Source organism: Halomonas sp. SpR8, from assembly GCF_031010195.1.
GTDB lineage: Bacteria > Pseudomonadota > Gammaproteobacteria > Pseudomonadales > Halomonadaceae > Vreelandella.
In genome coordinates this window covers 113,528-137,823 of sequence record NZ_JAUAMC010000005.1, presented here as the reverse complement: position 1 = coordinate 137,823, position 24,296 = coordinate 113,528, and the positions used below count along the sequence as shown (strand labels likewise).

The window sequence follows — 24,296 nt, the reverse complement described above, 5'->3', positions numbered from 1 at the left end:
CGCAGGGAAGGGTGGTTCCCTTTTCAAGTTTTGCAACGCCGTATGGCGCGATTTGTGGGACAACCCGTAGGGCTGGGCCCGTTTTTACCCGCGGCCGCGTTAGTCGTCGTTCATTTGGAATCACCAAACCTCTCTCCTCCTGCCTTGCCGCGAATAAAAACGGGCTCCAGCGCGGCCGTGAGTGAAACCTCAACAGGCCCTAGTAGTTGACTCGGCGCTCAATAAAGCGGAACTGAATCATGGTTAATGCCACCACAATCACCATCAGAATCACCGACTGGGCAGCAGAAGAACCCAGGTTGAGCCCTACAAAACCGTCGGCATACACTTTGTAAACCAAAATGTTGGTTGCCTGGGCTGGGCCGCCTGCGGTGGTCGCGTGAATGATCGCGAAGGTGTCGAACATGGCGTACACCACGTTAACCACCAGCAAGAAGAAGGTGGTCGGCGTGAGCAGCGGGAAAATAATCGTCCAGAATCGCTTCGTCGGGCTGGCGCCATCGATGGAGGCGGCTTCAATCAGCGATTGCGGGATGGACTGTAAGCCCGCCAGGAAAAATAGGAAGTTATAGGAGATCTGCTTCCAGGCGGCGGCAAAAATCACCAGCAGCATGGCATCATTTCCCGAGTTACGGTGGTTCCACCGATAACCCACCATTTCTAGCATGTAGGGCACAATGCCGATGGAGGGGTTGAAGATAAACCACCACAAAACGCCGGCAAGCGCGGGGGCAATGGCGTAGGGCCACACCAATAGGGTGGTGTAAGTACTGCGTGAGCGAATCATCCGGTTGACGGTGCTGGCCAATAAAAGCGCCACTGTCATTGACAGCAGTGTGGTGCCGACGGCGAATACCGCTGTCACCGATAGCGAATTGACATAGCTGCCGTCGCGGAACAGGCGAGCAAAGTTCTCAAGCCCCACAAACGTCGAGCGTAGCCCAAAGGCGTCTTCGCGCAGTAGCGACTGATACAGCGCCTGGCCCGCAGGCCAGATAAAGAAAATCAGCGTCACAATTACCTGGGGCGCCAACAGCGCGTAGGGCAAAAAGCGACCAGGGTAGGTCATGCGTTTAGTTTGCATGGGCAGCTCGCGTTCAAACGAAATCGCCGCCTACCCAATAGGGTAAGCGGCGAAGTGAGTGCTTATTTATTTGTTGGCAGCTTCAAAGTCACGGAGCAGATCATTGCCGCGGGCCACTGCGTCGTCAGCCGCTTCCTGGCCCGATTTGTCACCGGTCATCACGGCTTCCATCTCTTCGGAGATGATGTCACGAATCTGCACGAAGTTACCAAAGCGCAGGCCTTTGGAGTTCTCGGTTGGCTCGTTAAGCGTCATCTGCTTCAAAGAGATATCCGCGCCGGGGTTCTCTTCGTAGTAGCCCTGCTCTTTGCTCAGATCCCAAGCGGCTTGAGTGATGGGCAAGTAGCCGGTTTGCTGGTGCCACTGCGCCTGTACTTCGGGCTGGGAGAGGTACTCAAAGAAGGCGGCAACGGCTTCATACTCCTCGTCGCTATGGCCCTGCAGTGCCCACAGGGTAGCGCCACCGATAATCGAGTTTTGCGGTGCGCCTTCTACGTCGTCGTAGTAGGGCTGCATGCCAAAGCCGACGTCAAATTCTGAATTGGCGGCGACGTCCGCACGTGAGGCAGAAGAGCCGAAGAAAATCGCGCAGTCCTGGGAGTAGAACAGCGGCTCTGAGTCGGGGCCAGAACCGGGGCCGCCCCATTTAAAGACACCCTCTTCCTGCCAGTCGTGGAGGTTGTCCCAATGGCGAGCGACCAGCTCATTGTTGAAGGTCAGCTCGGTTTCCATGCCGCCAAAACCGTTTTCCAGCGTACCTAGCGGTACGTTATGCCAAGCGGAGAAGTTTTCCAGCATTACCCAGCTAGGCCAAGAGGTGGTAAAGCCACAGCTGGCCGCCCCAGAGTCGACGATCTGACGTGAAAAGTCGGCCACTTCTTGCCATGTTTGTGGGGGCTGCTCGGGATCCAGACCCGCTTCCTCAAACATGTCCCGGTTGTAGTACATAATCGGTGTAGAGGAGTTGAACGGGAACGACAGCATATTGCCGTTGGTGTCGGTGTAGTAACCGACAACGGCGGGCAGGAAGGCATCGTTATCGAAAGCACGGCCGTGCTCTTCCATCAGCTCGTACACCGGGTAGATGGCGCCTTTGGCATTCATCATGGTGCCCGTGCCGACCTCAAATACCTGCAGGATATGCGGCTGCTCATTGGCACGGAAGGCGGCGATCGCGCCCGTCATGGTTTCGGTATAGGTGCCGCGATAGCTGGGGGTAACGTGGTACTCATCCTGGGACGCGTTAAAGTCCTGGGTCATCTCTTCGAGAATTTCGCCCAACTGGCCGCCCATGGCGTGCCACCAGTTAATCTCAGTTGCCGCCTGGGCAGATAGGCTTAGGCTGGCAGTTGCCACCCCTACGGCAATCGCATGTAGTGTAAAACGAGACATAACAGCTCCTTGTGGGATTGAGCTTAATCAGCTGAGTAGCTCATAAGCTCACGACAATGCGTTTGTTAAGATTTTTGGATGCACTGAACAGTAAGAAGTGTAGATGACGTTTTAGTGAATGCACGATGAACCTGCCGTGACAGTCAACATTACGCTGCCAGCAGGCCTGCTGAGTAGGAAAAGGCAGAGGGCGGTGATAGGGTGATATAAAGAATCCAACTAACGAGAACAGCATGACTGACGTGACCGCGTTGCTGGCGAAGCTGGTGTCATTCGATACCACTTCCAGCGAATCCAATTTGGCGCTGATTGAGTACGTGGAAGGCTATTTGGCCGAGTACGGCGTTAGCGCCGAGCGGGTGATGAGCCCCTGCGGCACCAAAGCCAACATGATCGCAAGAATTGGCCCAGCGGCGGCGCCGGGCGGAATGATGCTTTCCGGGCATACCGATGTGGTGCCGGTAGCGGGGCAGCCGTGGTCGAGCGATCCGTTCACTCTGCGCGATGGTGGCGATGGGCGCCTTTATGGGCGTGGCACCTGTGATATGAAAGGCTTTATCGCCTGCGTATTGTCGTTGGTGCCCACTTGGACGAAAGCGCCGTTGCAGCAGCCGATTTATCTGGGGTTCTCTTATGACGAAGAGATCGGCTGCGTGGGTGCGCCAAGCCTCATTAAGCGCTTTTACGAGCACTACTCCAGCACCGCCCATGTGATTGTTGGCGAGCCCACCAGCATGCAGCCGGTGGTGGCACAGAAAGGCGCCACCAACCTACGCACCACGGTGGTTGGCCGCGAAGCTCACAGCAGCCAAGTCAATCAGGGCACCTCGGCGATTCATGTGGCCGCTCGGCTAGTGACTTTTATTGAGGACACCATGGCGGCGTTGGTGGAAGAGGGGCGTGTCGATGAGGCGTTTAATGTGCCTCACACCAGTCTTCACGTCGGTAAAATCAAAGGTGGTACGGCGATCAATATTATGGCGAGGGAGTGCCAGTTCGAGTGGGAGATCCGCCATCTGCCGACCGATACTTTTGACGAGATTTACGCGCGGTTTGAGGCCTATTGCACCCAGCTAAGCGCTGAGCTACAGGCCAAAGGCAAGCAGGTGGAAATCACCACCGAGCCGCTTAATGTAACGGTACCGGGGCTGGCGGATCGTGATAATGACCATGTGCTTCGCCTGGCTAAAGATCACTTGCCCACCCCCTGCTGCAACCACGCGGTGGCTTACGCTACGGAGGCGGGGCAGTTCCAGGGCCAAGGCCTGCAAACCATCATTCTCGGCCCTGGCAGCATTGCCCAGGCGCACCAGCCCGATGAGTATATTGAGCTGGTTCAGCTTGAAGAGTGTACGGCGTTTATGCAGCGATTAGGGCAAGCGCTAGAAACACCGTATTCGGGATGATGATCGTTCCTTATGATGGTGGCTTCGCGGGCTAGTTGTATACGTCAACAGGCGAACATTTCCGCGATCGCTTCCACAACGACGCGTACCCGAGCTGTGCGCGCTAAATCCTGGTGCAATACCAGCCATGCTTCATAAGGCTTGGCCCGGCAGCGCTCAGGCCATACGCGTATTAGCTTGGGGTCACGCTGGGCCAAGTAATCCGGTAATTCTCCCAAGGCTAGGCCTGCACGTACAAAGGTAGCCAGCATCAGGCTGGAATCCAATTCGGCGACCACACGCCCCCGTCGTCTTGATTCACCAGCCAACGTGTCATCCTGCCGTCCCGTCACCCCTCTTTGGTAGAGCGCAATATCATGGCCCGAGAAGCCTTCACCGGGCTGTGGCTCGCCATGTTGTTCCAGATAACGCTGAGTCGCGTATAAACCGACCTCCCAGCGGCCGAGTTGTCGCACGATCAACTCTGGCTGTTCCGGTCGTAACGTACGCACGGCGACATCGGCTTCGCGCCGCGCCAAGTCGAATAACCGCGTCGTAGTGCTCAAGATCACACGCACCTCGGGATGGCTGGCGCGCAGGCGTTCGATGGCTGGCACCACGAAGTCGACAGCTAGTGCGTCAGTTGTGGTCACGCGTACCTCGCCAGCAACTCGCTCGTCAGCTCCCTCGCCGCGGCGCTTGAAGGAGACGGCTAGCCGCTCCATATCCTCGGCCGTGGTTAGCACTTGCTGACCGCTGTCGGTCAGTACCAATCCGCCCGTGGAGCGCAGGAACAGCCGACTACCCAGTGCTCGTTCCAGGCTGGCCAAGCGCCGACCCACGGTAGTTTGGTCGATGGATAGCTGCTGTGCTGCCCCACGTAGAGTGCCTGCGCGATACACTGCTAGGAAAATCTGCACATCATCCCAATTCATGAATTACTCCATGCTGCAAAAATGCAGTCGATTACTGCATTTTCATGCATTTTCACATGCAAGGCGGCCTCGTACCATGGCACTCATTCCCTCTGAGTTTAAATTCCTCTTAACCCATATAATGCGCAGCAGGTTTACTACCGCTGCAGGGAGCGGCCATGCCTCGTGTATCTTTCATTCTGACCGTCGCCGTGCTCAGTGCCTTTGGTCTCATCGCCTCAGATATTTATCTACCCGCGATGCCGAGCATGACCCTTGAATTTGGTGTTGCCGATTGGCAAATGCCACAAACGGTCTCTATTTATTTACTTGCGCTGGCGAGTGCGCAACTGGTTTATGGGCCACTGTCGGACCGTTATGGCCGCAAGCCGCTGTTGTTTGCCGGGATCGCGCTGTACATCGCCGGTTCGTTAGGCTGTGTGGCCTCTGGTAGCTATATTGGATTCCTGGTATGGCGCATACTCGAAGCGGTTGGTGCGGCAGCGGGGCTGGTGATTGGACGCGCCTTGATTGCCGACACCTGTGGCAAACGGACGTCGGCCAAAGTTTACGCGATGGTTTACCCGCTAGTATCGCTATCGCCAGCGTTAGCGCCAGCCGTCGGCGGGCACTTGGCCGCTGCTTTTGGATGGCGAGCCGACTTTCTATGCGTGGCTGCCTTCGGTGCCATGGCGTTGCTGATGGTGCTAACACTGCTGCCCGAAACTCTTCCTGTCTCGGCTCGTGCCCAGACCTCGCCCTTTGCTGGATTTGGCCACGTTCTGGGTGACCGGACCTTCTGCCGCTACACGCTGGTCGTCTGTGCAATCTATTGCGCTTGGTTTGTCTATCTAACCCAGTCACCTTTTCTATTTGCGCACCTAGGGTTGAGCGAAGAGCAGAGTGGCTGGATGTACCTGCCTCTGACGGCGGGCATCATCGGCGCTAATCTACTGGCTAAACGACTGCTCGATCGCTGGTCCTATGATCACATCGTCGCGGCAGGCATTGTGTGCTTCGTGCTTGGCGGTATGGCGTTTTTAGCTGTGGTAGTACTGAAGCTGCAGGGCGCGGCCAGTGTGGTACTCCCAATGTGTCTAGTCAGCTTAGCCAATGGTTCCTCGCTATCGCTAGCGGTATCCGGTGCGATTGCCAGTGAGCACGGGCATGCTGCAACGGCATCGGGGATGGTGGGGTTCTGTCAGATCGGTAGTGCTGCGCTGATAGCGATGGGGGTAAGCGCTGTGTTCGGTACGGGTATTGGCGTACTCGCCGGTGCAGTGCTGGCGCTTGGGCTTCTTGCGCTAGCTACATGCCTGCCATGGCCTGGACGCCGGAAGAAAGCAGTGTAATGGCAGCCAAAGAGAAAATAAAAAAACACCCGCCAATGATTAAACGGGCGGGTGTTCTTCTGAAACGTTTCTTAGATACTTATTACTTACAACTAATGCTGATGTTGCTCTTCAAACAGCTCCGCTTTTGCATGGCGCATCACATCTTCGCACGCCTGCTGTTGGGCTAACTGCGTCAGCAGACGCTGAGTTACTTCGAAGCCCTTGCCTAAGCAAGTATCGACTTCTTGTGGGCTGACCGCTGGCGTCACGCGGTAATCGATTTTCACCGTGCGCCCGCCACCTTCCAGCCTATCCGCAACTCCCCTGAGCCGCCACGCGATTTTCTCTTTCCAAGTTGCTGATTCTTCCGCGCCTTCGTTTACGCTAAACGTGCACTGCCATTCCGGTTTAAAGACCTTCATAGGAGAACCTCCAGAAATTTTGGAAAGAATGATCGATCGTGATTCGTACCCCATCGTCTGAATATGTTGCCCCACTACTATATACCTAATGCAGCGTGAATATCGAAACAATACTGATACACGCCAAGCGACGCACATGGGGCGTATCGGTTAGGCTATGGATGACGTTGCTAGCGAGCTTTATATATGACCCGTACGACGGATGTAAGTTGCCCCTGTGGTAGCCAATTAATGCTGGATAGCTGCTGTGGCCGTTATCATCAAGGCGCTGTAGCATCTACCCCGGAAACACTGATGCGCTCGCGCTATTCGGCCTTTGTGCTTGGGCTCCATGACTACCTGTTAGCCACTTGGCATCCCGCTACGCAGCCGGGAGAGCTTGCGTCTGATCCTGAGACCGACTGGAAGTCGCTCTCTATCGTTGCCGCAGAACCGCCGCTCGAGAATACGGGGTATGTACACTTTAAGGCCTATTTTTATGGGCGAGGGCGAGAGCAAAAAGGTTGGCACGTATTAGAAGAGGTGTCGCGCTTCGTCAAAGAGCAGCAGCGCTGGTGGTATATTGATGGCACTCCTACGCTCAGTCGCTTAAAGCCTGGCCGCAACGACCCATGCTTATGTGGTAGCGGGCGTAAATTAAAAAGCTGTTGCGGTGGATAGACGTATGACTCAGCCGTTAAATGCCGATACTCACTGGTATCTCTATCTGCTGGAGTGTCAGCGGGGAACTTACACCGGCATTACCAACAACCTCGCGAAACGCTATCAAGCACACTGCACGGGCAAGGGGGCGCGTTACACCCGCGCTAATCCGCCCGTTGCGTTGTTGGGTGCCCAGCCGTTTGAAGACCGCGCTGCCGCTAGCCGAGCTGAGTACCAGTTAAAGCAACAAAGCGCGATCCAAAAGCGTCACTGGGCCAAGCAGTGGCCTTGTCCATTAGATACCGATTAAGGAGCCCGCATGCTGACGTTTTACTCAGAGGACAGCCGCTTACGCCAAGCGCGCACCGAGCTACATGACGGCGCGTTGGTGACGCCGTTTGAGTGTCCTGAGCGTCTCGATTTAGTGCTTAAGCAAATTCGTCAGTCAGAGCTTGGCGATATACGTGCGCCCAAGACGTATGGGTTAGCACCGGTATTGGCGGTGCACGACGAGGATTACGTGTCGTTTTTAGCCAACTGTTGGAAAGAGTGGGGGGCTGCTGGGCACGACGGCGAAGCAATTCCCAATATTTGGCCCGCGCGAACTATGCGCGGAGACCGCATTCCGCGCTCAATTAGCGGACAATTAGGCTATTACGCGCTGGCAGCAGAGACGTCGATTTCGGAAGGCACCTTTGAAGCCGCCATGGCGAGCAAGGATGTGGCGTTAGGTGCGCTAGAGCATACGCTGCAAAGCGGCGAACCCAGCTTTGGCCTATGCCGACCGCCGGGTCACCATGCCGCTTTTGACCAGTTTGGCGGCTACTGCTTTTTCAATAATGCCGCCGTTGCCGCTCAACGTGCGCTGGATGCAGGCAAGCGACGAGTGGCCATTCTTGACGTGGATTTTCACCATGGCAACGGCACCCAGCAGATCTTTTATGAACGCGATGACGTGCTGTTTATCTCGCTACACGGCGACCCCGAGGTGACCTTTCCTTATTATTTGGGCTATGCGGATGAAACGGGGCGGGGCAGTGGGGAAGGTTTCAACGTCAACTACCCGCTGCCGCCGGGTACGACGGTTGATACCTGGATGGCCACGCTGGATAACGCCCTGACCAAGATTAAGGAGGCGCAATGCGACATGCTGATCGTGTCGCTGGGTGTGGATATCTTCGAAGGCGACCCCATCAGCGCTTTTACCTTCACAAGCGGTGATTTTAGCTTGTTAGGTCAACGACTTGCACAAGCTAGCCTGCCGACGGTGCTGCTTATGGAAGGTGGCTATGCCGTGGACGACATTGGTGTCAATGTCGTCAATGTGCTACAAGGCTTTAAACAGGGTATAAGTTAAGACACCAAAAGATGACACCCGAAGCCAATTCGGGCAGTCTATCGCCCTTTATATAGGGCAGGGAGTACGCGCGTGGCCGTTTACGGCGGTATTCAAGCACATGAGCTGGAGCGTTGGTTAAATGCCTTGACCAACGCTGCCTACGATAGGCGCTGCCCGCTTTCCAAGGTGCATGGTGGCGACGCGCGCGCGCGTGCGGCACGCCAGAGCTTACTACTCCTGGCCAATGACTATCGTGCTGGCGAGCTCACCCGCGAAGAGTGTGCCGCCGATCTGGGTGGCTGGTGCGAAAGCTATCTGAGTGAGGCGGAGTGGTACGTGCTGGTCGGCACCCGTCAAGCGCCCACCCAGCCGCAAAACGAAGAAGAGCGAAGCCTTACCGTGCTCAAGCAGCATCGGGTGGGGTAAACACGCTTTCATACGCCATGGCGGCAAGACTGTCACAATGGCGTCGCACTGTTACAATGGATAAATGAACAGTGCCTTTGCGACGCCTACTGCCTCCCTCGATGACCCTTTCTACTACCTGACGAACTTCCGCTTCGTTCTGGATTGGGTAGGGGAGCGCCACGCTGATCTGCTCGCCGCAGACGAGCTAGCCTTTCTTGAGCAGTTCAAAAACTTACCGCAGGCTTCGCAAGCGCTACTGGTGCGCATGGTAATGCGCAAAGGCGAGCTGTTTCGACTCAGCAAATTAAGTTATGCAGAGGTCGGTGAAAGCTCCGCCGCGATAGTGCCATTGGTCGCGCTGGGCTGGGTCGAGAGTGACCCGGCGCTTAGCATCGATGAGTTATTTAACCAACTGCGCCTTGCCGAGCTGCGCCAGATGTTTGCCGACGAGATACGCGCCGCTGGGCTTAGCGCCTCTAGCGCCAAAACCGTGCTCTACGACACGCTGGCAAGCAGGTTTACTCAAGCGGTTCCTCTAAAGGTATGGTGGCCCAACGCGCCTGACCGGGTGGTGCGCCTCACCGTGATGAATATTTGCGACCGGCTGCGCCTGATGTTCTTTGGTAATCTGCGCCAGGATTGGGCGGAGTTCGTTTTAACCGAACTTGGCTTGCAGCGGTTCGAAGCGGTTCCCTTTACGCCGCAATCCCGCGCTTTCCAGTCGCGTCAGGAAGTCGATACCTACCTGGCACTCCATTATTTACGCCAACGTCTCGATGAGGGCGAACTTCCCGCCGAGCTTCATCCTGAAGTGCCGCCGCCGTCGGATAACCGCTGGCTAGCTACGCGGCGCGCACGGCTGTTGCTGCAGCTGGGCCGCGAGGCGGAGCGGAGTGGCGAATCGACGCTCGCGCTGACGCTCTATGGCGAAGCGGGCAGTAGTGAGGCGCGCATTCGCCAGCTGCGGGTGCTGGAGCGGTTGGGCGAGCACCAAACGGCGTTTGAGCTGGCCACCCAAGCCCTTGAGAGCCGCCCCAACGAAACCGAGCGCCAGGCGCTGGCGCGGATTCTGCCCCGTCTGCGGCGGCGGCTTAAGCTGCCTGCTGTGCCGAGTGACATGGAGCCAGCCCATGAGCGTTGGGATCTCACCCTGCCGGGGCCGCAATTTGTCGAGCGGGCTGTGGTGGAAGCCCTTAGTGATCCGCACGCGCCGGTCTACTATGTGGAAAACAGCCTGATCACCGGGCTGTTTGGCCTGCTCTGCTGGCCCGCGATATTTACGCCGTTGCCCGGTGCTTTCTTCCATCCCTTTCATCATGGCCCCGCGGATCTATACCGCGACGATTTCGTGGCGCGGCGGCGTGACATCTTCGATGCGTGCCTGGCGCAGCTGGAAGACGGCAGCTATCGCGAGGTGATTCAGGCGTCCTGGCAAGAAAAGTTTGGTCTTGTATCACCCTTTGTCCACTGGCCAATTGTCGATGAGACGCTTGTCGAGCTGGCGCTTGAGTGTATCCCCGCTGAGCATTTACGGGCCTGTTTCGAACGGCTGCTGGGGGATCTCAAGGCCAACCGGGCCGGGCTGCCGGATCTGATTCAGTTGATGCCTGACGCACCCAAAGGCGAGACCTGCTACCGGATGATCGAAGTCAAAGGCCCCGGTGACCGGCTGCAGGATAATCAGCGCCGCTGGCTAACGTTCTTTCACCGTCACGAGATCCCCGTCGCGGTATGTTATGTCCGCTGGGCGGATAGCGCCGAGCCAATGCCATGAGCGCGACCTATCGGGTGGCGGTGAGGGCGCTGTGCGATTTCACCGCCCGCGAGGGCGATCTCGACCACCGCTTTACCCCTGCGCCCAGTGCCCAGGAAGGCATACAAGGACATACGCTGGTGGCCAGCCGCCGCGGGGCAGACTATATCGCCGAGCTTCCGCTGTCAGGCATCTTTGAGGGGCTGACCGTGACGGGCCGCGCCGATGGTTTTGACCCAGCGGCCAACCGTCTGGAAGAGGTCAAAACCCACCGTGGCAGCTTGGAGCGCATGGCCGATAACCAGCGCGCGCTGCACTGGGCGCAGGTTAAAGTCTACGGCGCGCTGCTGTGTGCCGAGCGCGGCCTGGCGCGCATCACCTTGACGCTTGTGTACCTGGAGATCGCCAGCGGCAAGGAGACCCTGCTTAGCCAGGAGGCGTCCGCTACCGAGTTGCAGGCGTTTTTTAGCGACCAGTGCCAACGCTTTCTCGCCTGGGCGGAGCAGGAGGCCGACCATCGCCAGAGCCGCGACAGCCGCCTGCAGACGCTAGGTTTTCCTCACGGCACCTTTCGCCCCGGCCAGCGCGAGCTTGCCGAAGACGTCTATAAAGCCACCAGTACCGGGCGCTGCCTGCTCGCCCAGGCGCCCACGGGCATTGGCAAAACGGTGGCCACGCTGTTCCCCATGCTCTCGGCCATGCCGCGTCAGCAGCTCGACCGCATCGCCTTTCTCACCATGAAGACCCCCGGTCGCCGTTTGGCGCTGGATGCACTTGCTACGCTGCGCTCAAGCCCGGGCGAGGAAGCCCAGCCGCTGCGGGTGCTGGAACTGGTAGCGCGCGACAAAGCCTGCGAATACCCCGACCGCGCCTGCCATGGTGAGTCGTGCCCGTTGGCGGCGGGCTTCTACGACCGCCTGCCCGCCGCCCGGCAAGCGGCCGTAGAACAGGCGTGGTTGGATCGCGACGCGCTGCGGGAAGTGGCGCTGGCCCATGACGTGTGCCCGTACTATTTAGGTCAGGAACTGGCGCGTTGGACGGATGTGATTGTCGGCGACGTGAACCACTGGTTCGACAGCCACGCGCTGCTACACGGCCTGGCCCAGGCCAACGACTGGCGTACGGGCGTGCTGGTCGACGAAGCGCATAACCTGGTGGAGCGCGCCCGCGGTATGTACAGCGCCGAGCTCGACCAGCAGCGCCTTAACCGGGTGCGCCGTGCTGCGCCGCCAGCACTTGCACGGCCTTTGAACCGTTTAGCTCGCCAGTGGCAAACCGCTACTAAAGACGCGGGGCTGGATGCGGTAGGCAAACCGGGTAAGCCAAGCTATCGGCTGCTCTCGGCGCTGCCCGATAAGTTGGTGGCGGCCGCTCAGCAGGTGGGCGCTTCGCTGACCGATTACCTGGGTGAACACCCTGAAGACGCCAGTCTAGAGCTCCAGGAACTGCTGTTCGAAGCGCTGGCGTTCTGCCGCCTCGCCGAGCGTTTTGGCGAGCATTCGCTGTGCGATCTTACCCGCCACGGACGGGGGCGGGCGGTGCTGGGACTCCGCAACCTGATTCCCGCTGATTTTCTGGCCCCGCGCTTTAACGCCGCACACTCGGTGGTTCTGTTCTCGGCAACGCTCACGCCTGGTCACTACTATCGGGATCTTCTCGGCTTGCCGGAAAAGACCGTCTGGCGCGAAGTGGCGTCGCCGTTTGCCGCCCGCCAGCTTGAGGTACGCATAAGGCGCGATATTTCCACCCGGTTTCGTGATCGGGACGCCTCCATCGAGCCCATTGTCGCCACCATGGCGCAGCAGTATCAGCGCAGGCCGGGCCACTATCTGGCGTTCTTCAGCAGCTTTGCCTACCTGGCGGCAGCGCTGGCGCAGTTTCGTGAGACGCACCCGGAGGTGCCCGTGTTTAGCCAAACCCGCGGGATGCCAGAAGCCGAGCGCGAGGCGTTTCTGGCGCGCTTTACCCCCGGGGGTAAAGGTATCGGATTTGCGGTGCTGGGCGGTGCCTTCGCGGAGGGTATCGACCTGCCCGGCGACCGGCTAATCGGCGCCTTTATTGCCACCCTGGGGTTGCCGCCGTTCAACGATTTCAACGAAGCGCTGAAAGCGCGTCTGGGCGCGCGCTTTGGCCAGGGTGACGACTATACCTACCGCATACCCGGCATGATCAAAGTGGTGCAGGCCGCTGGCCGGGTGATTCGCAGTCCAGAAGATGAAGGCGTTGTGGTATTAATGGATGATCGTTTCGCACAAGCTAATGTACGTGCGCTACTCCCTTCCTGGTGGGCGGTGGAGACTCTTTCTCAATAACGATGTCCCAATAACGACGAGGGTTAGGCGAACCAATGACGGATCTACTCTGGTACCAATATGCGCTGATCGGGCTAATTTTTGCCTGGAGCGGTTTTGTGAGGACGAGCCTGGGCTTTGGCGGCGCTGTACTGGCGTTGCCCTTCTTGCTTTTAGTGACCAATCAGCCCCTGGTATTCCTGCCGATTATTGCGATTCACCTACTGATTTTCTCTAGCTGGATTGCCTGGAACGGGCATCGACAGTTGCAGCAAGAGGGGGCGGGAGGCGCCGCGCCGCAGAGTAATATCGATTGGGGCTATTTAACCAAAGCCTTGAAAATCATGATTATCCCCAAGCTGATTGGGGTGGTGGGGCTGTTAACGCTGCCCGCCCAGGTCATGACCAGCATCATTTTCGGCATTGTGTTCATCTATGCCATTGGCTATGTACTGAACAGGCCATTCAAGAGCAAGAATAAATACGTGGATTACGTGCTGCTGGCGCTGGGCGGCTATGTCAGCGGCACCTCGCTAATTGGTGCGCCGCTGATTGTGGCGGTATTTGCCACTCACGTCGCCAAAGAGCAACTGCGGGATACCATGTTTGTGCTGTGGTTTATCCTGGTAGTGATCAAAATGGTGTCGTTTGTCATCGCAGGCGTCGATCTTCAACTGATTCATCAGTTGTGGCTGCTGCCCTGCGCCTTTATTGGCCATTTGATAGGCGAAAGAGCCCACCGCTATATGTTGAAAGCGGACACTGGGCTGTTCTTTCGTGTGCTGGGCGCGGTGCTGATTCTGGTCAGCGTGGTGGGGTTGATTCACCCACCTGGGTAGCCGGGGCGGTGCCGCCACCGCCTAAAGTTGGCTGTCTGCCTGTAGCGTTGTCTTACTCAAAATAGTCAGGGTGATGGCGAACAGGCAGCAGATCACTGCCATGGCGATAAAGACGCTGCGTAGTGAGCCAAGCCAAATCATAGCGGGGGCGACCACCACTGGGGAGATAAATTGGCCGAAAAAGAAGGTCGAGGTAAAGCCGCCAAATACTCGACCGCGCACCCGTTGGGGGGTGATGCGCATCAGCCAGGTGGTGGTATTGGGCATAAAGGCGCCCAAGCCAAAGCCCGAGATCGCCGCGCCTACAATGGCCATCGCATAGCTTTGGGTGAATCCTACGATTATAAAACCGCTGGCCGCCAGCAAGAAACCTAAGATATAGATCGTCATCACCGACAAAAACGGCTTGTAGTAGCCATAGCCAAAAGCAACGATACTAGCCGTTAGGGCCGACATGGAGAGTGCAATGCCAATCGCCATACCGCTGATCTGGCCCTGCTGAGAGAGCAAAAAGGGCAGTTGAGCGGGGAACATATAAAACATCGCCATGCTGATCATAGCGATAAAGTAACCTAGCCCGGTACGCCCAATATCCACCTTAACGGGGGCATCGGTAACGCCTGCATTCGCCGTACTCTGAATGCGGGGTTCTTTAAGCATTGCCCAAGCGTAGGGCAGCAATAGCACCCCAGTTAGATAGAGTAAAAACGGTCCCCGCCAGCTCCAGTCAGAAAGTATCCCGCCAAGGTTAATAAAGATAACCCCACCCAAGGCCATGCAACTGCTCTGCAGTCCCAAAAAGCGCGCTCGCTCAGCGCTATCGAAATAATCCCCCACCAGCGTGGTGCTAATGCTAAGAATGCCTGCCACCGCTATTCCCATTAGTGCCCGTGAGCTTAGTAGCAGATCTACGCGATCTATAAAAAAGCCCGATACCCCGGCAAAACCGTAGATAAACAGCATCGTCAGCAGTAGTTTCTTGCGCCCAAACCGGTCGGCCAAATAGCCCATCAATGGGCTGAACAGGGTAATCATCAGCGCAGGAATGGTCAGAATGAGCTGGATCAGCACCTGCGGCTGGTCAGGAAAGTGGCGGCTGATACCCGGCAGCGCAGGCGCGATAATCGCCCCCGACATCACGGTCATGGTGCTGGCAAACAGCAGTACGGCCTTTATATGCGTTAACTGGCGAATGGGTCTGCTTCCACATCAAATGAAAAGGGAGAAGGTTCAAACACAGACGCTTATCGTAGCACGGTTGTTAGCAGGCTATTTTATTTTTGAACAGTGTTTTTAATGGAAAACAACGGTAAGTGCTATCCCTATGTCACCTAGCACGATGCGCAACAAAAAACGGCCACCTGCTGTATTAGCTAAGTGGCCGTTTTTCATGGTGTTCTTGGTCGGAATAGCAGGATTCGAACCTACGACCTCTGCCTCCCGAAGGCAGCGCTCTACCAAGCTGAGCTATATTCCGAAAATTGCCGAGCTGTGTTTGCCAGTGCTCAACAACGGAGATGGATCATACTTAGCCAGAGGGTTTTTTTCAAGTCCTCGTCGGTGCGATGCAGTAAGTTTTATGCTTGGCGATCAACCGCTAAGCGAGCCAGTTGGGCCATGCTATCGCGGTAGGCGCTGGGCGGCAGGGCGTCCAATTGCGCTAGGGCTTTATCGGCCATCTCTTCGGCGCGTTGGCGGGTGTAGTCGAGCGCGCCGGTGGCGTGCACGATTTCCAGCACGGCGTCGAGTTGCTCAAGGCCGCCTTTGCGAATCACTTGGCGAATCAACTTGGCCTGTTCCGGGGTGCCTTGTTCCATGGCGTGGATCAGCGGCAACGTTGGCTTGCCTTCGGCTAAATCATCGCCGACGTTTTTGCCCATGGCATCGGCGTCGCCTTGATAATCCAGAAGGTCGTCAATCAGTTGGAAGGCGAGACCCAGGTAGCGGCCGTAATACTGGAGTGCCTGCTCCTGCTCCGGCGTAGCCTCCGCCAGCACCGCGCCGCTGTGGGAAGCCGCTTCGAATAATTTGGCGGTTTTACCCAAAATGGTCTCGAAGTAATCATCTTCTGAAATACTGGGGTTGCCGATGTTGGTCAACTGCAGTACTTCGCCTTCGGCGATGACGCAGGTGGCGCCGGAAAGAATCGCCATAATGCGCATAGAGCCGACGTCGACCATCATTTGAAATGAACGCGCGTAGAGGAAGTCGCCAACGAGTACCGAAGGCGCGTTGCCCCAGGCGTCGTTGGCAGTTTGCTTGCCCCGGCGCATGTGAGACTCGTCGACCACGTCGTCGTGCAGCAGCGTGGAGGTGTGCATGAACTCGATCAACGTGGCCAGCGGAATATGTTTATCGCCGGTATAGTTGAGAGACCGGGCGGCGAGTAGCGCCAATAAAGGGCGCAAACGCTTGCCGCCGCTTTCGGTGATGTACTGGCCGATGGTTTCGACCAACGGCACTTTAGAGTTCAATTGCTCGACAATCGTCCGGTTGACGGCTGCGAAGTCATCGGCCACTACGTCGTGCAGCGGTGAAGGCGTTGGGCTGACGGGCTGGGCTGAGGAGACGTTAGCGGTCATAGGATCGGTTCATCGCGGCAGAGGGAGGCGGCCAATGCCGCCCTTGGTTATGGTCATGCGTTGTGGTCATACGATGGGGCCATGCTATGGGGCTACCTGTTGGGCGTCAAGATACGTACAACGGTTACGCTACCGCATTAGTCATCATTGGCAATTGACATTGGTCAGTAGTCTTGTGGTAAGAGAAGATAGTCGCTATAATCCGCGACCCACTCATCTTGCTCCCTGTCAGATGGCTCCAAAAGGGGCGCCACTCGCAGCAGGTCGATAAGAGCACGACTCGCAAGAGCGTAGGAGATGAGTGCCGTTTAACCGTTAGAACGGCATTAACGACAGTCCGGAGAGCGACATGTACGCAGTTATTAAAAGCGGTGGTAAGCAGTACCGCGTTCAAGAAGGTCAAACCCTCAAACTTGAGAAAATCGAAGTCGCTACCGGCGAAACGATTGAGTTTGACGAAGTGCTGATGGTCGCAGACGGCGATGACTTCAACATCGGTGCGCCGATGCTCAGTGGTGCTAAAGTCTCTGCCGAAGTGGTTTCCCACGGCCGTGGCGATAAAGTCACCATCATCAAGTTCCGTCGTCGTAAGCACCACATGAAGCGTCAGGGCCACCGCCAGTGGTTCACTGAAGTCAAAATTACCGGAATTTCTGCATAAGCGGTCAATTCCTTTAGGAGGATTTTGCAATGGCACATAAAAAGGCAGCAGGCTCCACGCGTAACGGTCGCGATTCCGAGTCCAAACGCTTAGGTGTGAAACTGTTCGGTGGCCAAGCGGCGACTGCAGGTAACATCATCGTGCGTCAGCGCGGCACGCGTTTCCACGCGGGCACTGGCGTAGGTTTAGGTCGTGACCACACGCTGTTCGCTCTGAACGACGGCTTTGTGAAGTTTGAGACCAAAGGCCCGAAAAACCGCAAGTTCGTCAGCATCGTTTCTGCCTAAGCGGCTAGCGTTGCGCTCGTAACGGCGAGAAAAGTTGCTTGCAAAAGCTGCTTGAGAAAGTTGCGAGAAAAAAAGCCCCGCTATGGCGGGGCTTTTTTGTCGGTTAAATCTCTTTTCCAATCCACTTTTCCACGGTTTTTTACCAGCATGCTGATGGGAATGAAGGGGAAGGAAAAACAGTAGTGCATATTAGGGCGGCGGAAGCGGCCGGGAGAATCCAATGCAGTTCGTCGATGAAGCCTCGATTATTGTTGAGGCGGGCAAAGGCGGCAATGGCTGTCTGAGCTTTCGCCGCGAAAAATATGTGCCCAGGGGCGGCCCCGATGGGGGCGATGGCGGTCACGGTGGTAGCGTTTATCTGATTGGTGACGATGCCCTCAATACGCTGATCGATTTTAAGTTTCAGCGCTTCTATAAAGCCCAGAACGGTCAGGGCGGCATGGGCCGTCAAATGAGCGGCAAAGCCGGCGAAGACCTGCACGTCAAAGTGCCGGTGGGCACCACGGTGATTGATGAAGACACCCTGGAAGTCATCGCCGATGTCACCGAAATCGGTCAGGTAGTGTTGGTAGGTGAAGGCGGCCGACGTGGGTTGGGGAATATCCACTTTAAATCGTCGACCAACCGTGCGCCGCGTCGCACCACGCCAGGTACCGATGGCGACCGTCGCAATCTGCGCCTGGAAATGAAGGTAATGGCCGACGTGGGGCTGCTGGGCATGCCCAATGCGGGTAAGTCGACGCTGATTCGTTCGGTGTCCGCCGCCAAGCCCAAGGTCGCCAATTACCCGTTCACGACCCTAGTGCCTAACTTGGGTGTGGTAAAACTGGGGATGCACGAACACTTCGTCATGGCCGACGTGCCGGGCTTGATCGAAGGGGCGTCTGAAGGCGCTGGTTTAGGGCTGCGCTTCTTGAAGCACCTGACCCGCACGCGACTGCTGTTTCATGTGGTCGACGTCGCGCCGTTTGATGAGTCTGACCCGGTGGAAGCGGCCAAGGCCATTGTTCACGAGTTGGGGCAGTTCTCGCCAGCGCTTTCCGAGCGTCCGCGCTGGCTGGTGCTGAACAAGTTTGACCTGCTGCCGGAAGATGAGCGTGAAGAGCGCGCGCAGCAGATTATCCAGGCGCTCAACTGGGAAGGCCCGGTATTCCGCATTTCGGCGATCAGCAGCGACGGCACCGATAAGCTGGTGCAGGCGGCCTACCGCTGGTTGACCGAGCAGCGCCGCCTTGAGAACGAAGATGAAGAGGCGTTGGCGCGTGAAGAAGAGATGCGCCGCCGGATGGAAGAGGAGTCGGTTGCGCGTACCGAAGATCGTTTGGGTCGTCGGCGTAAGCGCGACGATGAAGATGACGAAGATTTCGACGACGATGATTACGATGTTGAAGTCGAGTACGCCCCTTAGTGGTATTGAGCGGGCGCATTCGGGCGTAAGCTTAAGGTGATAAGCTAAAAAGGGGCTGCGTTCGCGCGGCCCCTTTTGTAAGTGTCTGATTGAGGTGGGGTGGCATGGAAAGTAACGAGCAAATCCTAGGGCGCAGCGCGGTGAGCCGTGCACGGCGAGTCGTGGTCAAAATCGGCAGTGCGCTGCTTACCAACGATGGCCGCGGTCTGGATGAAGCCGCTATTGGTGGCTGGGTGGATCAGATCGCCGCCTTGCACCAGCAAGGGATAGAAGTGGTGCTGGTCTCTTCCGGGGCCGTGGCGGCGGGCATGGTGCGCCTTGGTTGGCAGGTGCGCCCCAGCGCTGTGCACGAACTCCAGGCCGCTGCTGCGGTGGGTCAAAACGTCTTGACCCAGTGCTATGAAAACCACTTTGCACGCCATGACATGCTCACCGCGCAAATTCTGCTCACCCACGACGATCTTTCCAACCGCAAGCGCTACCTGAATGCTCGCTCGGCGCTACGCACCCTGGTAGAAATGCGCGTGGTGCCGGTGATCAATGAAAACGACACCGTGGTCACCGATGAGATTCGCTTTGGCGATAACGACACGCTTGGGGCGCTGGTCGCCAACCTGCTGGAAGCGGACGCGCTGCTGCTACTGACCGACCAGGAAGGTCTGTTTGACGCCGACCCGCGGCATAACCCCAATGCCCAGATGATTGCTGAAGGGCGCGCCGATGACCCGCGCTTAGCCGCCGTCGCAGGCAGCGGCGGAGCGCTGGGCCGCGGCGGTATGAGCACCAAAGTACGCGCGGCGCAGTTAGCGGCGCGCTCTGGGGCTGTCACGGTCATCGCCAGCGGCCGCCAGCCTGACGCTATTAATCGGATAATGGCCGGCGAGGCGTTGGGCACATTGCTGCGCCCTGACCAAGTGCCCATGGCAGCGCGTAAGCGCTGGCTGGCGGGGCAACTGCAGGTGCGCGGTACGCTGGTGCTGGATGCTGGAGCAGTTAAAGTGCTGCGCGATAAAGGCTCTAGCCTGCTGGCGGTCGGCGTGCGTAATGTACAGGGCAGCTTTAAGCGCGGCGATATGGTGGTGTGTGTGGACGAGCAGGGTGCATCCGTAGCTAAAGGCTTGGTCAACTACGGCGTGGATGAAGCGCGGCTGCTGGCAGGCCAGCCCAGCCATCAAATTGAGGCGATCCTCGGCTACGTAGAATCCCATGAACTGATTCACCGCGATAACCTTGTGGTTATTTAACCCCTAACGCGAGGCGGTAGTGGCACTTGCCGCGGCCAGTCGTCGGGTACTAAAAATAGCCGTTCATAGCGTTGTTCCTCTTGTGCTTCCTCCGAGTAACAGAGCATCACCTGCTGAGGTGAGCGCCAGGCGTGAACCTTGTCGATAATCGTGGGCAGCACCTCCGCCGCTGGTCGAAAAGTGCTGCGCAGTGGTGGTGACAGCCAGTGGGGTTTTTCCAGCCATACCATCGTCGGCATGGCGGGAAGGCTGGCGGCCAGCTCAGGCCAATGGCGCAAATAGCACCAAGTGCCTCGGCGGTGATCCGCCGTTGCCCCCTTCGGGGCTGGCATCTCCGCGTGCCAGGGGTAATACAGCACGCCGGGAATTGCCAGACGCTGGGTAAGCTGTTCGCCTAATCCCCGACCAGAAACACCGATATCTCTGGGTGTTAACCAATGGGCGAGCGTTTCCAGCGCGGGTAGTGTGCTGGAGAGTGGCAGTTGATGGCGCTGTAAGTGAGCGCACTTGAGCGCCAGGCTATCCAGCCCGCCGGGACCAATCCAACGGCTTTGGCTGGTGGGCGCGCCAGGTCCTTCAGGTAGCCCCAGGTAGAACTTGATCGCCACTTCCAAATGCACCGGCGCCGGGTTATCGCGGGTGCGATAGAGCATATCCAGCTCGCCTAATGTGTTGCGCTTTCGAGTGATGCGTACGTTTTGGGCGAGCAATCGCGTATTGGGAGCGTGGTCTAACAGTGTGTGCCACAGGCGTTCGTGGTAATGGCCCATGCGCGTAGCGCGGCTGCCGTTTAAAGCGGCCAATGGCTGCCGACCTAACTGGCGCAGCCAGGGCAGTAGAGCATTCTCCAAGCCTAGTTCTTCAAGTGTCGGGCGCCCAGCGCAGGGAATGGGGGGCGGTAGCTCCACTAAATCAGGCGTGGCGACCAACCAGGCTAAGTCTCTCAGTGCTGACACTGTGTTTAGTGCTGACACTGTGTTTAGTGCTGACTCCGTGTTTAGTACTGACATCGCGTTGCCGAGTGCTTCATTCTCCAGCACGCCATGAAGGCTATCGTTCAGCACGGATTTCTCCTCAGCACCTTGATAAGGTCGGCACTATAAAGTTAGCTACATGATTGAACAGCCTACCATAAACGCAGCGGGCTCCCCGTAGGGAGCCCGCAAAGCGATTAGCTAACAGTTTTAGCTAACGTTATTAGTCGCGATCAATTTGGGTAACGTCGGAAGAGCCCTGACGAACGCTGATTTCTAGTTCGCGGCCATTTTCATCGCGGCCTTCGATATCGATGATGCCGCTTCTATCGATGTCGAGGTCTTCAAACTCGACCATGCCTTCTTGGCTGGCAACGTCTAGTGCTTGGCGGATATCATCTTCGCTCATGCCCCAGGCACCGCTAATCAGGCGCTCACGTTTCTCTTTTAGCGTGTCACCGTTGTCGAGGGAAATTTCCACATCGGCGTACCATTCATCATCCAGCCAGCCTTCTACTTCCACACGGCCACGGCTTTTAATGCTAACTTCTTCGTAGTGGCTGAAACCGTAATCATTGGCGTGGGTCAATACGTCATCGATGCGATCCATCGGCAGCGAATCGGCCTGGGCACTGCCAGCAGCTGCGGCAAGCAGCAGAGCAGAGGTCGGGATCAGCAGCATTTTTTTCATGGTGTTCATAGCAAATTCCTTCTTTACGTATTTAAACGTGAGTGTCTATACGTCAATGTCTATACAGCAGTGCATAAACGGCATTCAGCGAATGCGACAGGGAATTTATACCACCGCAATACTTTCCTTAAGCTGACAAAGCTGTTCATCTAACGTTCATGTTGCTTTTGGCATGCTGGCGTCATGCGTAAACTCCTCTGCCATCTTATTAAACCGCTGCGCAGCTTCCAACGAGGCACTCGTCGCAACGTCACTGGTTTAGCCCTAGTGCTACTGCTGGTGGGCAGCGCTGTGGGTGACCAGCATTGGGAATCGCTACACGGCGAGGTGCGCCGTGGCGAGGTCGTGCCCCTGGACTCTATTCTGGATTGGCTGGAAGCCCACTATATAGGCGAAGTGCTGGAGGTTGAGGTGGAACGTGAAGGAGGATATGTCGAGTACGAAATCAAGCTGCTTGGCCCGCAAGGGCAAGTCGTCGAGTTCGAATTTGACGGCCATAACGGCCAACTGATGTCGATAGAAGGCGTACGTATCAACGATATGCGCCGGTAGCCCGTTGCCATCATTTGCCATATAAAAAGAAGGGTAGTTAGCCAATGAAGTGCTTGTTGGTAGAAGATGACCAGGCGCTGGCTCGTGAGCTTAGCCAAGCGCTGCGCGACGGCGACTGGCTGGTGGAGCATGCGGCGACAGGTCAGGAAGCCGATTTTCTAGTGCGCACGGAAGCCTACGACACGCTGATTCTGGATGTCGGGCTACCCGATGGTGATGGTACCCGCTGGCTTTCCGCATGGCGGGAAGATGGTATCGACCTGCCAGTGCTGATCCTTACCGCCCGTGAGCGCTGGGCCGATAAAGCTGCAGGATTTACCGCCGGCGCCGATGACTACGTCACCAAGCCGTTCGAATCCGCGGAAGTACTCTTTCGCCTGCGCGCCCTGGTGCGTCGCAGTCATGGCCATGCCCACCCGGTGCTGAAAGTGGGCGAGCTGAGTTTGGATACCCACACCCAACACGTTTCACTTGCCGGTCGCCCGGTGGGATTGACCGCCCAGGAAACCCGCCTGCTAGGCTATTTGATGCACGCCGCGCCGCGGGTCGTCAGCCGTACCGAGCTTTCAGAGCACGTTTACGACCGCGACCACGAGCCAGACTCCAACGTGATCGATGTTCAGGTCAGCCGTCTGCGCCGCAAACTGGGCAGCTGGCGCATTGCCACCCTACGTGGCCAGGGCTATCGGCTATTAGCAGAAGAGCCCGCTAGCGAATGAGTCAAGACACCACCGCATGGAAAGATCGCTGGGCAAAGCGCTCCATCAGCGTGCGGCTACTGTTGGCCGTATTAGTAATGGTCGGGCTGGCGCTGCCCATCGCGGGCACGTTGCTTTCCCATCATTATCGCGCCGCGGCCACGCAGGCCTTTGACGAGCGTCTGGGCGCCACCCTAAACGTCATCATCGCGGGCGTCACCTACGACAACATTGAACAGCAGCTAGTCCATGATCGGGCGCTGGGTGACCAACGTTTCGACAATGTCTACTCCGGCTGGTACTGGCAAATCACCGATGGCGAGGAAAACACCCTGGCTTCGCGTTCGCTATGGGATCAGCGCCTACCGGTCATCGACAATGATACCCTTAGCGCCCGCTCGATACCTGGCCCCCGGAGCCAGTCACTGCGCGTGGTGGAGCGAGATATCTACCTAGCGCCGTTAGAGGCGCCGCTGCATATTAGCGTGGCGGCTCGGGACGATATGCTAGCCCGTGATATTGGCGAATTTCAGCGTCTGCTGTGGGGCGGTTTAGTCGGCCTGGGCGTGCTGTTGCTCGGCGTATTGGCGCTGCAAGTACGCTGGGGGCTGGCGCCGCTTCGGCGTATGCATGCCAATCTGCACGATGTAGAACAGGGGCACGCCGAACAGCTGGATACCCGCTTGCCCGACGAACTGGCGACGTTGGCTGCCTCAATGAACGCGGTACTGGCCCGCGACCAGCGCCTGATCGAGCGTGGTCGCCATACCGCTGGCAACCTTGCCCATGCGCTGAAAACCCCGCTGAGTGTGATGCGTCTACAGCTACGCCAACTGCCGGAAGCGAACCGTGCCACCTGGGAAGTGGAGCTGGCCCGTGTGGAGAGCGCGGTACGCCACCACTTGGCAAGAGCATCGGCAGCGGGCGAGGGCGCTCGCTTTGCGCCGATTGATTTGCATGCCACCCTGGCACCGTTGCTCAATGGACTAGCCAGACTTGCCCAGCGCCGCGGCATTGCGCTGCGCCAAACCTGGCCGCCTGACGTTAAGGTGCATATGGATGATCAGGATATCCAGGAGCTGGTAGGCAACTTGATGGATAACGCGCTGCGCTGGGCACACAGCGATGTGCAGTTACAGGTAGTGATTGACGAGCAGCGGTTAACCTTGACCGTTAGCGATGATGGCCCCGGCATGTCTGAAGCGGAGTGCCAGCAGGCGGTACAACGCGGTAAACGGTTGGACGAACAGCGCTCGGGCAGTGGCCTGGGTCTGGCAATTGTGACCGACCTTGTCGCCCTGTATAGCGGCCATATGCAGCTTGGGCGCGCCAGCACTGGCGGGTTACAAGTGGTGATCGAGCTGCCCGTCGTTGCGCGCAGATAATGGAGACCGTA

24 protein-coding genes and 1 tRNA gene are annotated in these 24,296 nt (G+C 57.5%); 16 read left to right on the top strand and 9 right to left on the bottom strand.

Annotated features, from left to right (window positions below; translation table 11 throughout):
• Positions 1–199 precede the first annotated feature (199 nt).
• Together ugpA and ugpB are read right to left on the bottom strand one after the other, a co-directional pair.
• Positions 200–1,084, bottom strand: coding sequence for a sn-glycerol-3-phosphate ABC transporter permease UgpA (gene ugpA, locus QT230_RS11665; RefSeq protein WP_308321967.1), 885 nt, complete (start codon positions 1,082–1,084; stop codon positions 200–202).
• Positions 1,085–1,150: 66 nt separating this feature from the next.
• A complete protein-coding gene (gene ugpB / locus QT230_RS11660; protein WP_308321966.1) occupies positions 1,151–2,476 on the bottom strand; it encodes a sn-glycerol-3-phosphate ABC transporter substrate-binding protein UgpB in 1,326 nt (441 codons plus the stop codon).
• A 233-nt stretch (positions 2,477–2,709) separates the two neighbouring features.
• Here ugpB and argE point away from each other — a divergent pair, with 233 nt between their 5' ends.
• On the top strand, positions 2,710–3,882 hold the full coding sequence (gene argE / locus QT230_RS11655; protein WP_308321965.1) for an acetylornithine deacetylase: 1,173 nt from the start codon (positions 2,710–2,712) through the stop codon (positions 3,880–3,882).
• 44 nt (positions 3,883–3,926) lie between these two features.
• Here argE and QT230_RS11650 read toward each other — a convergent pair whose 3' ends face one another.
• A complete protein-coding gene (locus QT230_RS11650; protein WP_308321964.1) occupies positions 3,927–4,796 on the bottom strand; it encodes a LysR family transcriptional regulator in 870 nt (289 codons plus the stop codon).
• 158 nt (positions 4,797–4,954) lie between these two features.
• Between QT230_RS11650 and QT230_RS11645 the strand changes: the two genes are divergently transcribed.
• Complete coding sequence (locus QT230_RS11645; protein WP_308321963.1) at positions 4,955–6,127, top strand: multidrug effflux MFS transporter; 1,173 nt, start codon at positions 4,955–4,957, stop codon at positions 6,125–6,127.
• 92 nt (positions 6,128–6,219) lie between these two features.
• Here the strand turns inward: QT230_RS11645 and QT230_RS11640 are convergent, their stop codons facing one another.
• Positions 6,220–6,531, bottom strand: coding sequence for a hypothetical protein (locus QT230_RS11640; protein WP_308321962.1), 312 nt, complete (start codon positions 6,529–6,531; stop codon positions 6,220–6,222).
• 186 nt (positions 6,532–6,717) lie between these two features.
• Between QT230_RS11640 and QT230_RS11635 the strand changes: the two genes are divergently transcribed.
• The 7 genes from QT230_RS11635 (at position 6,718) to QT230_RS11605 (ending at position 13,803) form a co-directional block, all read left to right on the top strand.
• Positions 6,718–7,191, top strand: coding sequence for a YchJ family metal-binding protein (locus QT230_RS11635; RefSeq protein WP_308321961.1), 474 nt, complete (start codon positions 6,718–6,720; stop codon positions 7,189–7,191).
• A gap of 4 nt (positions 7,192–7,195) precedes the next feature.
• Positions 7,196–7,483 (top strand): GIY-YIG nuclease family protein, encoded by a 288-nt coding sequence (locus QT230_RS11630; RefSeq protein WP_308321960.1) that lies wholly within the window; start codon positions 7,196–7,198, stop codon positions 7,481–7,483.
• Positions 7,484–7,492: 9 nt separating this feature from the next.
• Complete coding sequence (locus QT230_RS11625) at positions 7,493–8,530, top strand: histone deacetylase family protein (protein WP_308321959.1); 1,038 nt, start codon at positions 7,493–7,495, stop codon at positions 8,528–8,530.
• Between the two features lie 72 nt (positions 8,531–8,602).
• Positions 8,603–8,938, top strand: a complete 336-nt coding sequence (locus QT230_RS11620) for a hypothetical protein (RefSeq protein WP_308321958.1) — start codon at positions 8,603–8,605, stop codon at positions 8,936–8,938.
• Positions 8,939–9,002: 64 nt separating this feature from the next.
• Positions 9,003–10,694 carry a VRR-NUC domain-containing protein gene (locus QT230_RS11615; RefSeq protein ID WP_308321957.1) on the top strand — a complete coding sequence of 564 codons (1,692 nt, stop codon included), beginning with the start codon at positions 9,003–9,005 and terminating at the stop codon, positions 10,692–10,694.
• The gene (locus QT230_RS11610; protein ID WP_308321956.1) at positions 10,691–12,985 is read left to right on the top strand and encodes an ATP-dependent DNA helicase; all 2,295 of its coding nucleotides are present in this window, start codon (positions 10,691–10,693) and stop codon (positions 12,983–12,985) included. Before QT230_RS11615 ends, QT230_RS11610 begins: the two co-directional genes overlap by 4 nt.
• A 35-nt stretch (positions 12,986–13,020) precedes the next feature.
• Positions 13,021–13,803 (top strand): sulfite exporter TauE/SafE family protein, encoded by a 783-nt coding sequence (locus tag QT230_RS11605; RefSeq protein ID WP_308321955.1) that lies wholly within the window; start codon positions 13,021–13,023, stop codon positions 13,801–13,803.
• 21 nt (positions 13,804–13,824) lie between these two features.
• Here QT230_RS11605 and QT230_RS11600 read toward each other — a convergent pair whose 3' ends face one another.
• From QT230_RS11600 to ispB, 3 genes are all read right to left on the bottom strand, one after another.
• Positions 13,825–14,964 (bottom strand): MFS transporter, encoded by a 1,140-nt coding sequence (locus tag QT230_RS11600; protein ID WP_308322213.1) that lies wholly within the window; start codon positions 14,962–14,964, stop codon positions 13,825–13,827.
• Positions 14,965–15,203: 239 nt separating this feature from the next.
• Positions 15,204–15,280: transfer RNA gene (locus QT230_RS11595), tRNA-Pro, on the bottom strand.
• Positions 15,281–15,380: 100 nt separating this feature from the next.
• On the bottom strand, positions 15,381–16,385 hold the full coding sequence (gene ispB / locus QT230_RS11590) for an octaprenyl diphosphate synthase (RefSeq protein ID WP_308321954.1): 1,005 nt from the start codon (positions 16,383–16,385) through the stop codon (positions 15,381–15,383).
• 349 nt (positions 16,386–16,734) lie between these two features.
• Here ispB and rplU point away from each other — a divergent pair, with 349 nt between their 5' ends.
• The 4 genes from rplU to proB all read left to right on the top strand — a co-directional run bounded on the left by rplU (position 16,735) and on the right by proB (position 19,985).
• Entirely contained in the window at positions 16,735–17,046 is a 312-nt protein-coding gene (gene rplU, locus QT230_RS11585) for a 50S ribosomal protein L21 (protein ID WP_035582831.1), read from the top strand.
• Positions 17,047–17,075: 29 nt separating this feature from the next.
• Complete coding sequence (gene rpmA, locus QT230_RS11580) at positions 17,076–17,333, top strand: 50S ribosomal protein L27 (RefSeq protein WP_308321953.1); 258 nt, start codon at positions 17,076–17,078, stop codon at positions 17,331–17,333.
• A 220-nt stretch (positions 17,334–17,553) separates the two neighbouring features.
• Complete coding sequence (cgtA, locus tag QT230_RS11575) at positions 17,554–18,741, top strand: Obg family GTPase CgtA (RefSeq protein ID WP_007111885.1); 1,188 nt, start codon at positions 17,554–17,556, stop codon at positions 18,739–18,741.
• 104 nt (positions 18,742–18,845) lie between these two features.
• A complete protein-coding gene (gene proB, locus QT230_RS11570) occupies positions 18,846–19,985 on the top strand; it encodes a glutamate 5-kinase (protein ID WP_308321952.1) in 1,140 nt (379 codons plus the stop codon).
• On the opposite strand, the gene QT230_RS11565 is transcribed toward proB, so the two are convergent.
• Together QT230_RS11565 and QT230_RS11560 are read right to left on the bottom strand one after the other, a co-directional pair.
• Positions 19,982–21,049 carry a DUF1853 family protein gene (locus QT230_RS11565; protein WP_308321951.1) on the bottom strand — a complete coding sequence of 356 codons (1,068 nt, stop codon included), beginning with the start codon at positions 21,047–21,049 and terminating at the stop codon, positions 19,982–19,984. The two genes, proB and QT230_RS11565, sit on opposite strands and share 4 nt — an antisense overlap.
• 133 nt (positions 21,050–21,182) lie before the next feature.
• The gene (locus tag QT230_RS11560; RefSeq protein ID WP_064235023.1) at positions 21,183–21,659 is read right to left on the bottom strand and encodes a hypothetical protein; all 477 of its coding nucleotides are present in this window, start codon (positions 21,657–21,659) and stop codon (positions 21,183–21,185) included.
• A 174-nt stretch (positions 21,660–21,833) separates the two neighbouring features.
• On the opposite strand from QT230_RS11560, the gene QT230_RS11555 reads away from it, so the two are divergent.
• The 3 genes from QT230_RS11555 to QT230_RS11545 are packed head-to-tail and all read left to right on the top strand — an operon-like array spanning position 21,834 to position 24,285.
• Positions 21,834–22,202, top strand: coding sequence for a PepSY domain-containing protein (locus QT230_RS11555; RefSeq protein WP_308321950.1), 369 nt, complete (start codon positions 21,834–21,836; stop codon positions 22,200–22,202).
• Positions 22,203–22,246: 44 nt separating this feature from the next.
• Entirely contained in the window at positions 22,247–22,921 is a 675-nt protein-coding gene (locus QT230_RS11550; RefSeq protein WP_308321948.1) for a response regulator transcription factor, read from the top strand.
• Positions 22,918–24,285: a HAMP domain-containing sensor histidine kinase gene (locus QT230_RS11545; RefSeq protein WP_308321947.1), complete on the top strand. Its 1,368-nt coding sequence runs from the start codon at positions 22,918–22,920 to the stop codon at positions 24,283–24,285. Before QT230_RS11550 ends, QT230_RS11545 begins: the two co-directional genes overlap by 4 nt.
• Positions 24,286–24,296: the final 11 nt, after the last annotated feature.

Excerpts from the sequence above, each read along its gene's own strand:
- QT230_RS11635 (WP_308321961.1), top strand. The coding sequence starts at position 6,718 with ATGACCCGTACGACGGATGTAAGTTGCCCCTGTGGTAGCCAATTAATG.
- ugpA (WP_308321967.1), bottom strand. The coding sequence starts at position 1,084 with ATGCAAACTAAACGCATGACCTACCCTGGTCGCTTTTTGCCCTACGCG.
- ispB (WP_308321954.1), bottom strand. The coding sequence starts at position 16,385 with ATGACCGCTAACGTCTCCTCAGCCCAGCCCGTCAGCCCAACGCCTTCA.
- QT230_RS11630 (WP_308321960.1), top strand. The coding sequence starts at position 7,196 with ATGACTCAGCCGTTAAATGCCGATACTCACTGGTATCTCTATCTGCTG.
- proB (WP_308321952.1), top strand. The coding sequence starts at position 18,846 with ATGGAAAGTAACGAGCAAATCCTAGGGCGCAGCGCGGTGAGCCGTGCA.
- QT230_RS11610 (WP_308321956.1), top strand. The coding sequence starts at position 10,691 with ATGAGCGCGACCTATCGGGTGGCGGTGAGGGCGCTGTGCGATTTCACC.
- QT230_RS11550 (WP_308321948.1), top strand. The coding sequence starts at position 22,247 with ATGAAGTGCTTGTTGGTAGAAGATGACCAGGCGCTGGCTCGTGAGCTT.
- QT230_RS11560 (WP_064235023.1), bottom strand. The coding sequence starts at position 21,659 with ATGAACACCATGAAAAAAATGCTGCTGATCCCGACCTCTGCTCTGCTG.
- QT230_RS11640 (WP_308321962.1), bottom strand. The coding sequence starts at position 6,531 with ATGAAGGTCTTTAAACCGGAATGGCAGTGCACGTTTAGCGTAAACGAA.
- QT230_RS11545 (WP_308321947.1), top strand. The coding sequence starts at position 22,918 with ATGAGTCAAGACACCACCGCATGGAAAGATCGCTGGGCAAAGCGCTCC.
- QT230_RS11555 (WP_308321950.1), top strand. The coding sequence starts at position 21,834 with ATGCGTAAACTCCTCTGCCATCTTATTAAACCGCTGCGCAGCTTCCAA.
- rplU (WP_035582831.1), top strand. The coding sequence starts at position 16,735 with ATGTACGCAGTTATTAAAAGCGGTGGTAAGCAGTACCGCGTTCAAGAA.
- rpmA (WP_308321953.1), top strand. The coding sequence starts at position 17,076 with ATGGCACATAAAAAGGCAGCAGGCTCCACGCGTAACGGTCGCGATTCC.
- argE (WP_308321965.1), top strand. The coding sequence starts at position 2,710 with ATGACTGACGTGACCGCGTTGCTGGCGAAGCTGGTGTCATTCGATACC.
- QT230_RS11645 (WP_308321963.1), top strand. The coding sequence starts at position 4,955 with ATGCCTCGTGTATCTTTCATTCTGACCGTCGCCGTGCTCAGTGCCTTT.
- QT230_RS11650 (WP_308321964.1), bottom strand. The coding sequence starts at position 4,796 with ATGAATTGGGATGATGTGCAGATTTTCCTAGCAGTGTATCGCGCAGGC.
- ugpB (WP_308321966.1), bottom strand. The coding sequence starts at position 2,476 with ATGTCTCGTTTTACACTACATGCGATTGCCGTAGGGGTGGCAACTGCC.
- QT230_RS11625 (WP_308321959.1), top strand. The coding sequence starts at position 7,493 with ATGCTGACGTTTTACTCAGAGGACAGCCGCTTACGCCAAGCGCGCACC.
- QT230_RS11615 (WP_308321957.1), top strand. The coding sequence starts at position 9,003 with ATGAACAGTGCCTTTGCGACGCCTACTGCCTCCCTCGATGACCCTTTC.
- cgtA (WP_007111885.1), top strand. The coding sequence starts at position 17,554 with ATGCAGTTCGTCGATGAAGCCTCGATTATTGTTGAGGCGGGCAAAGGC.
- QT230_RS11605 (WP_308321955.1), top strand. The coding sequence starts at position 13,021 with ATGACGGATCTACTCTGGTACCAATATGCGCTGATCGGGCTAATTTTT.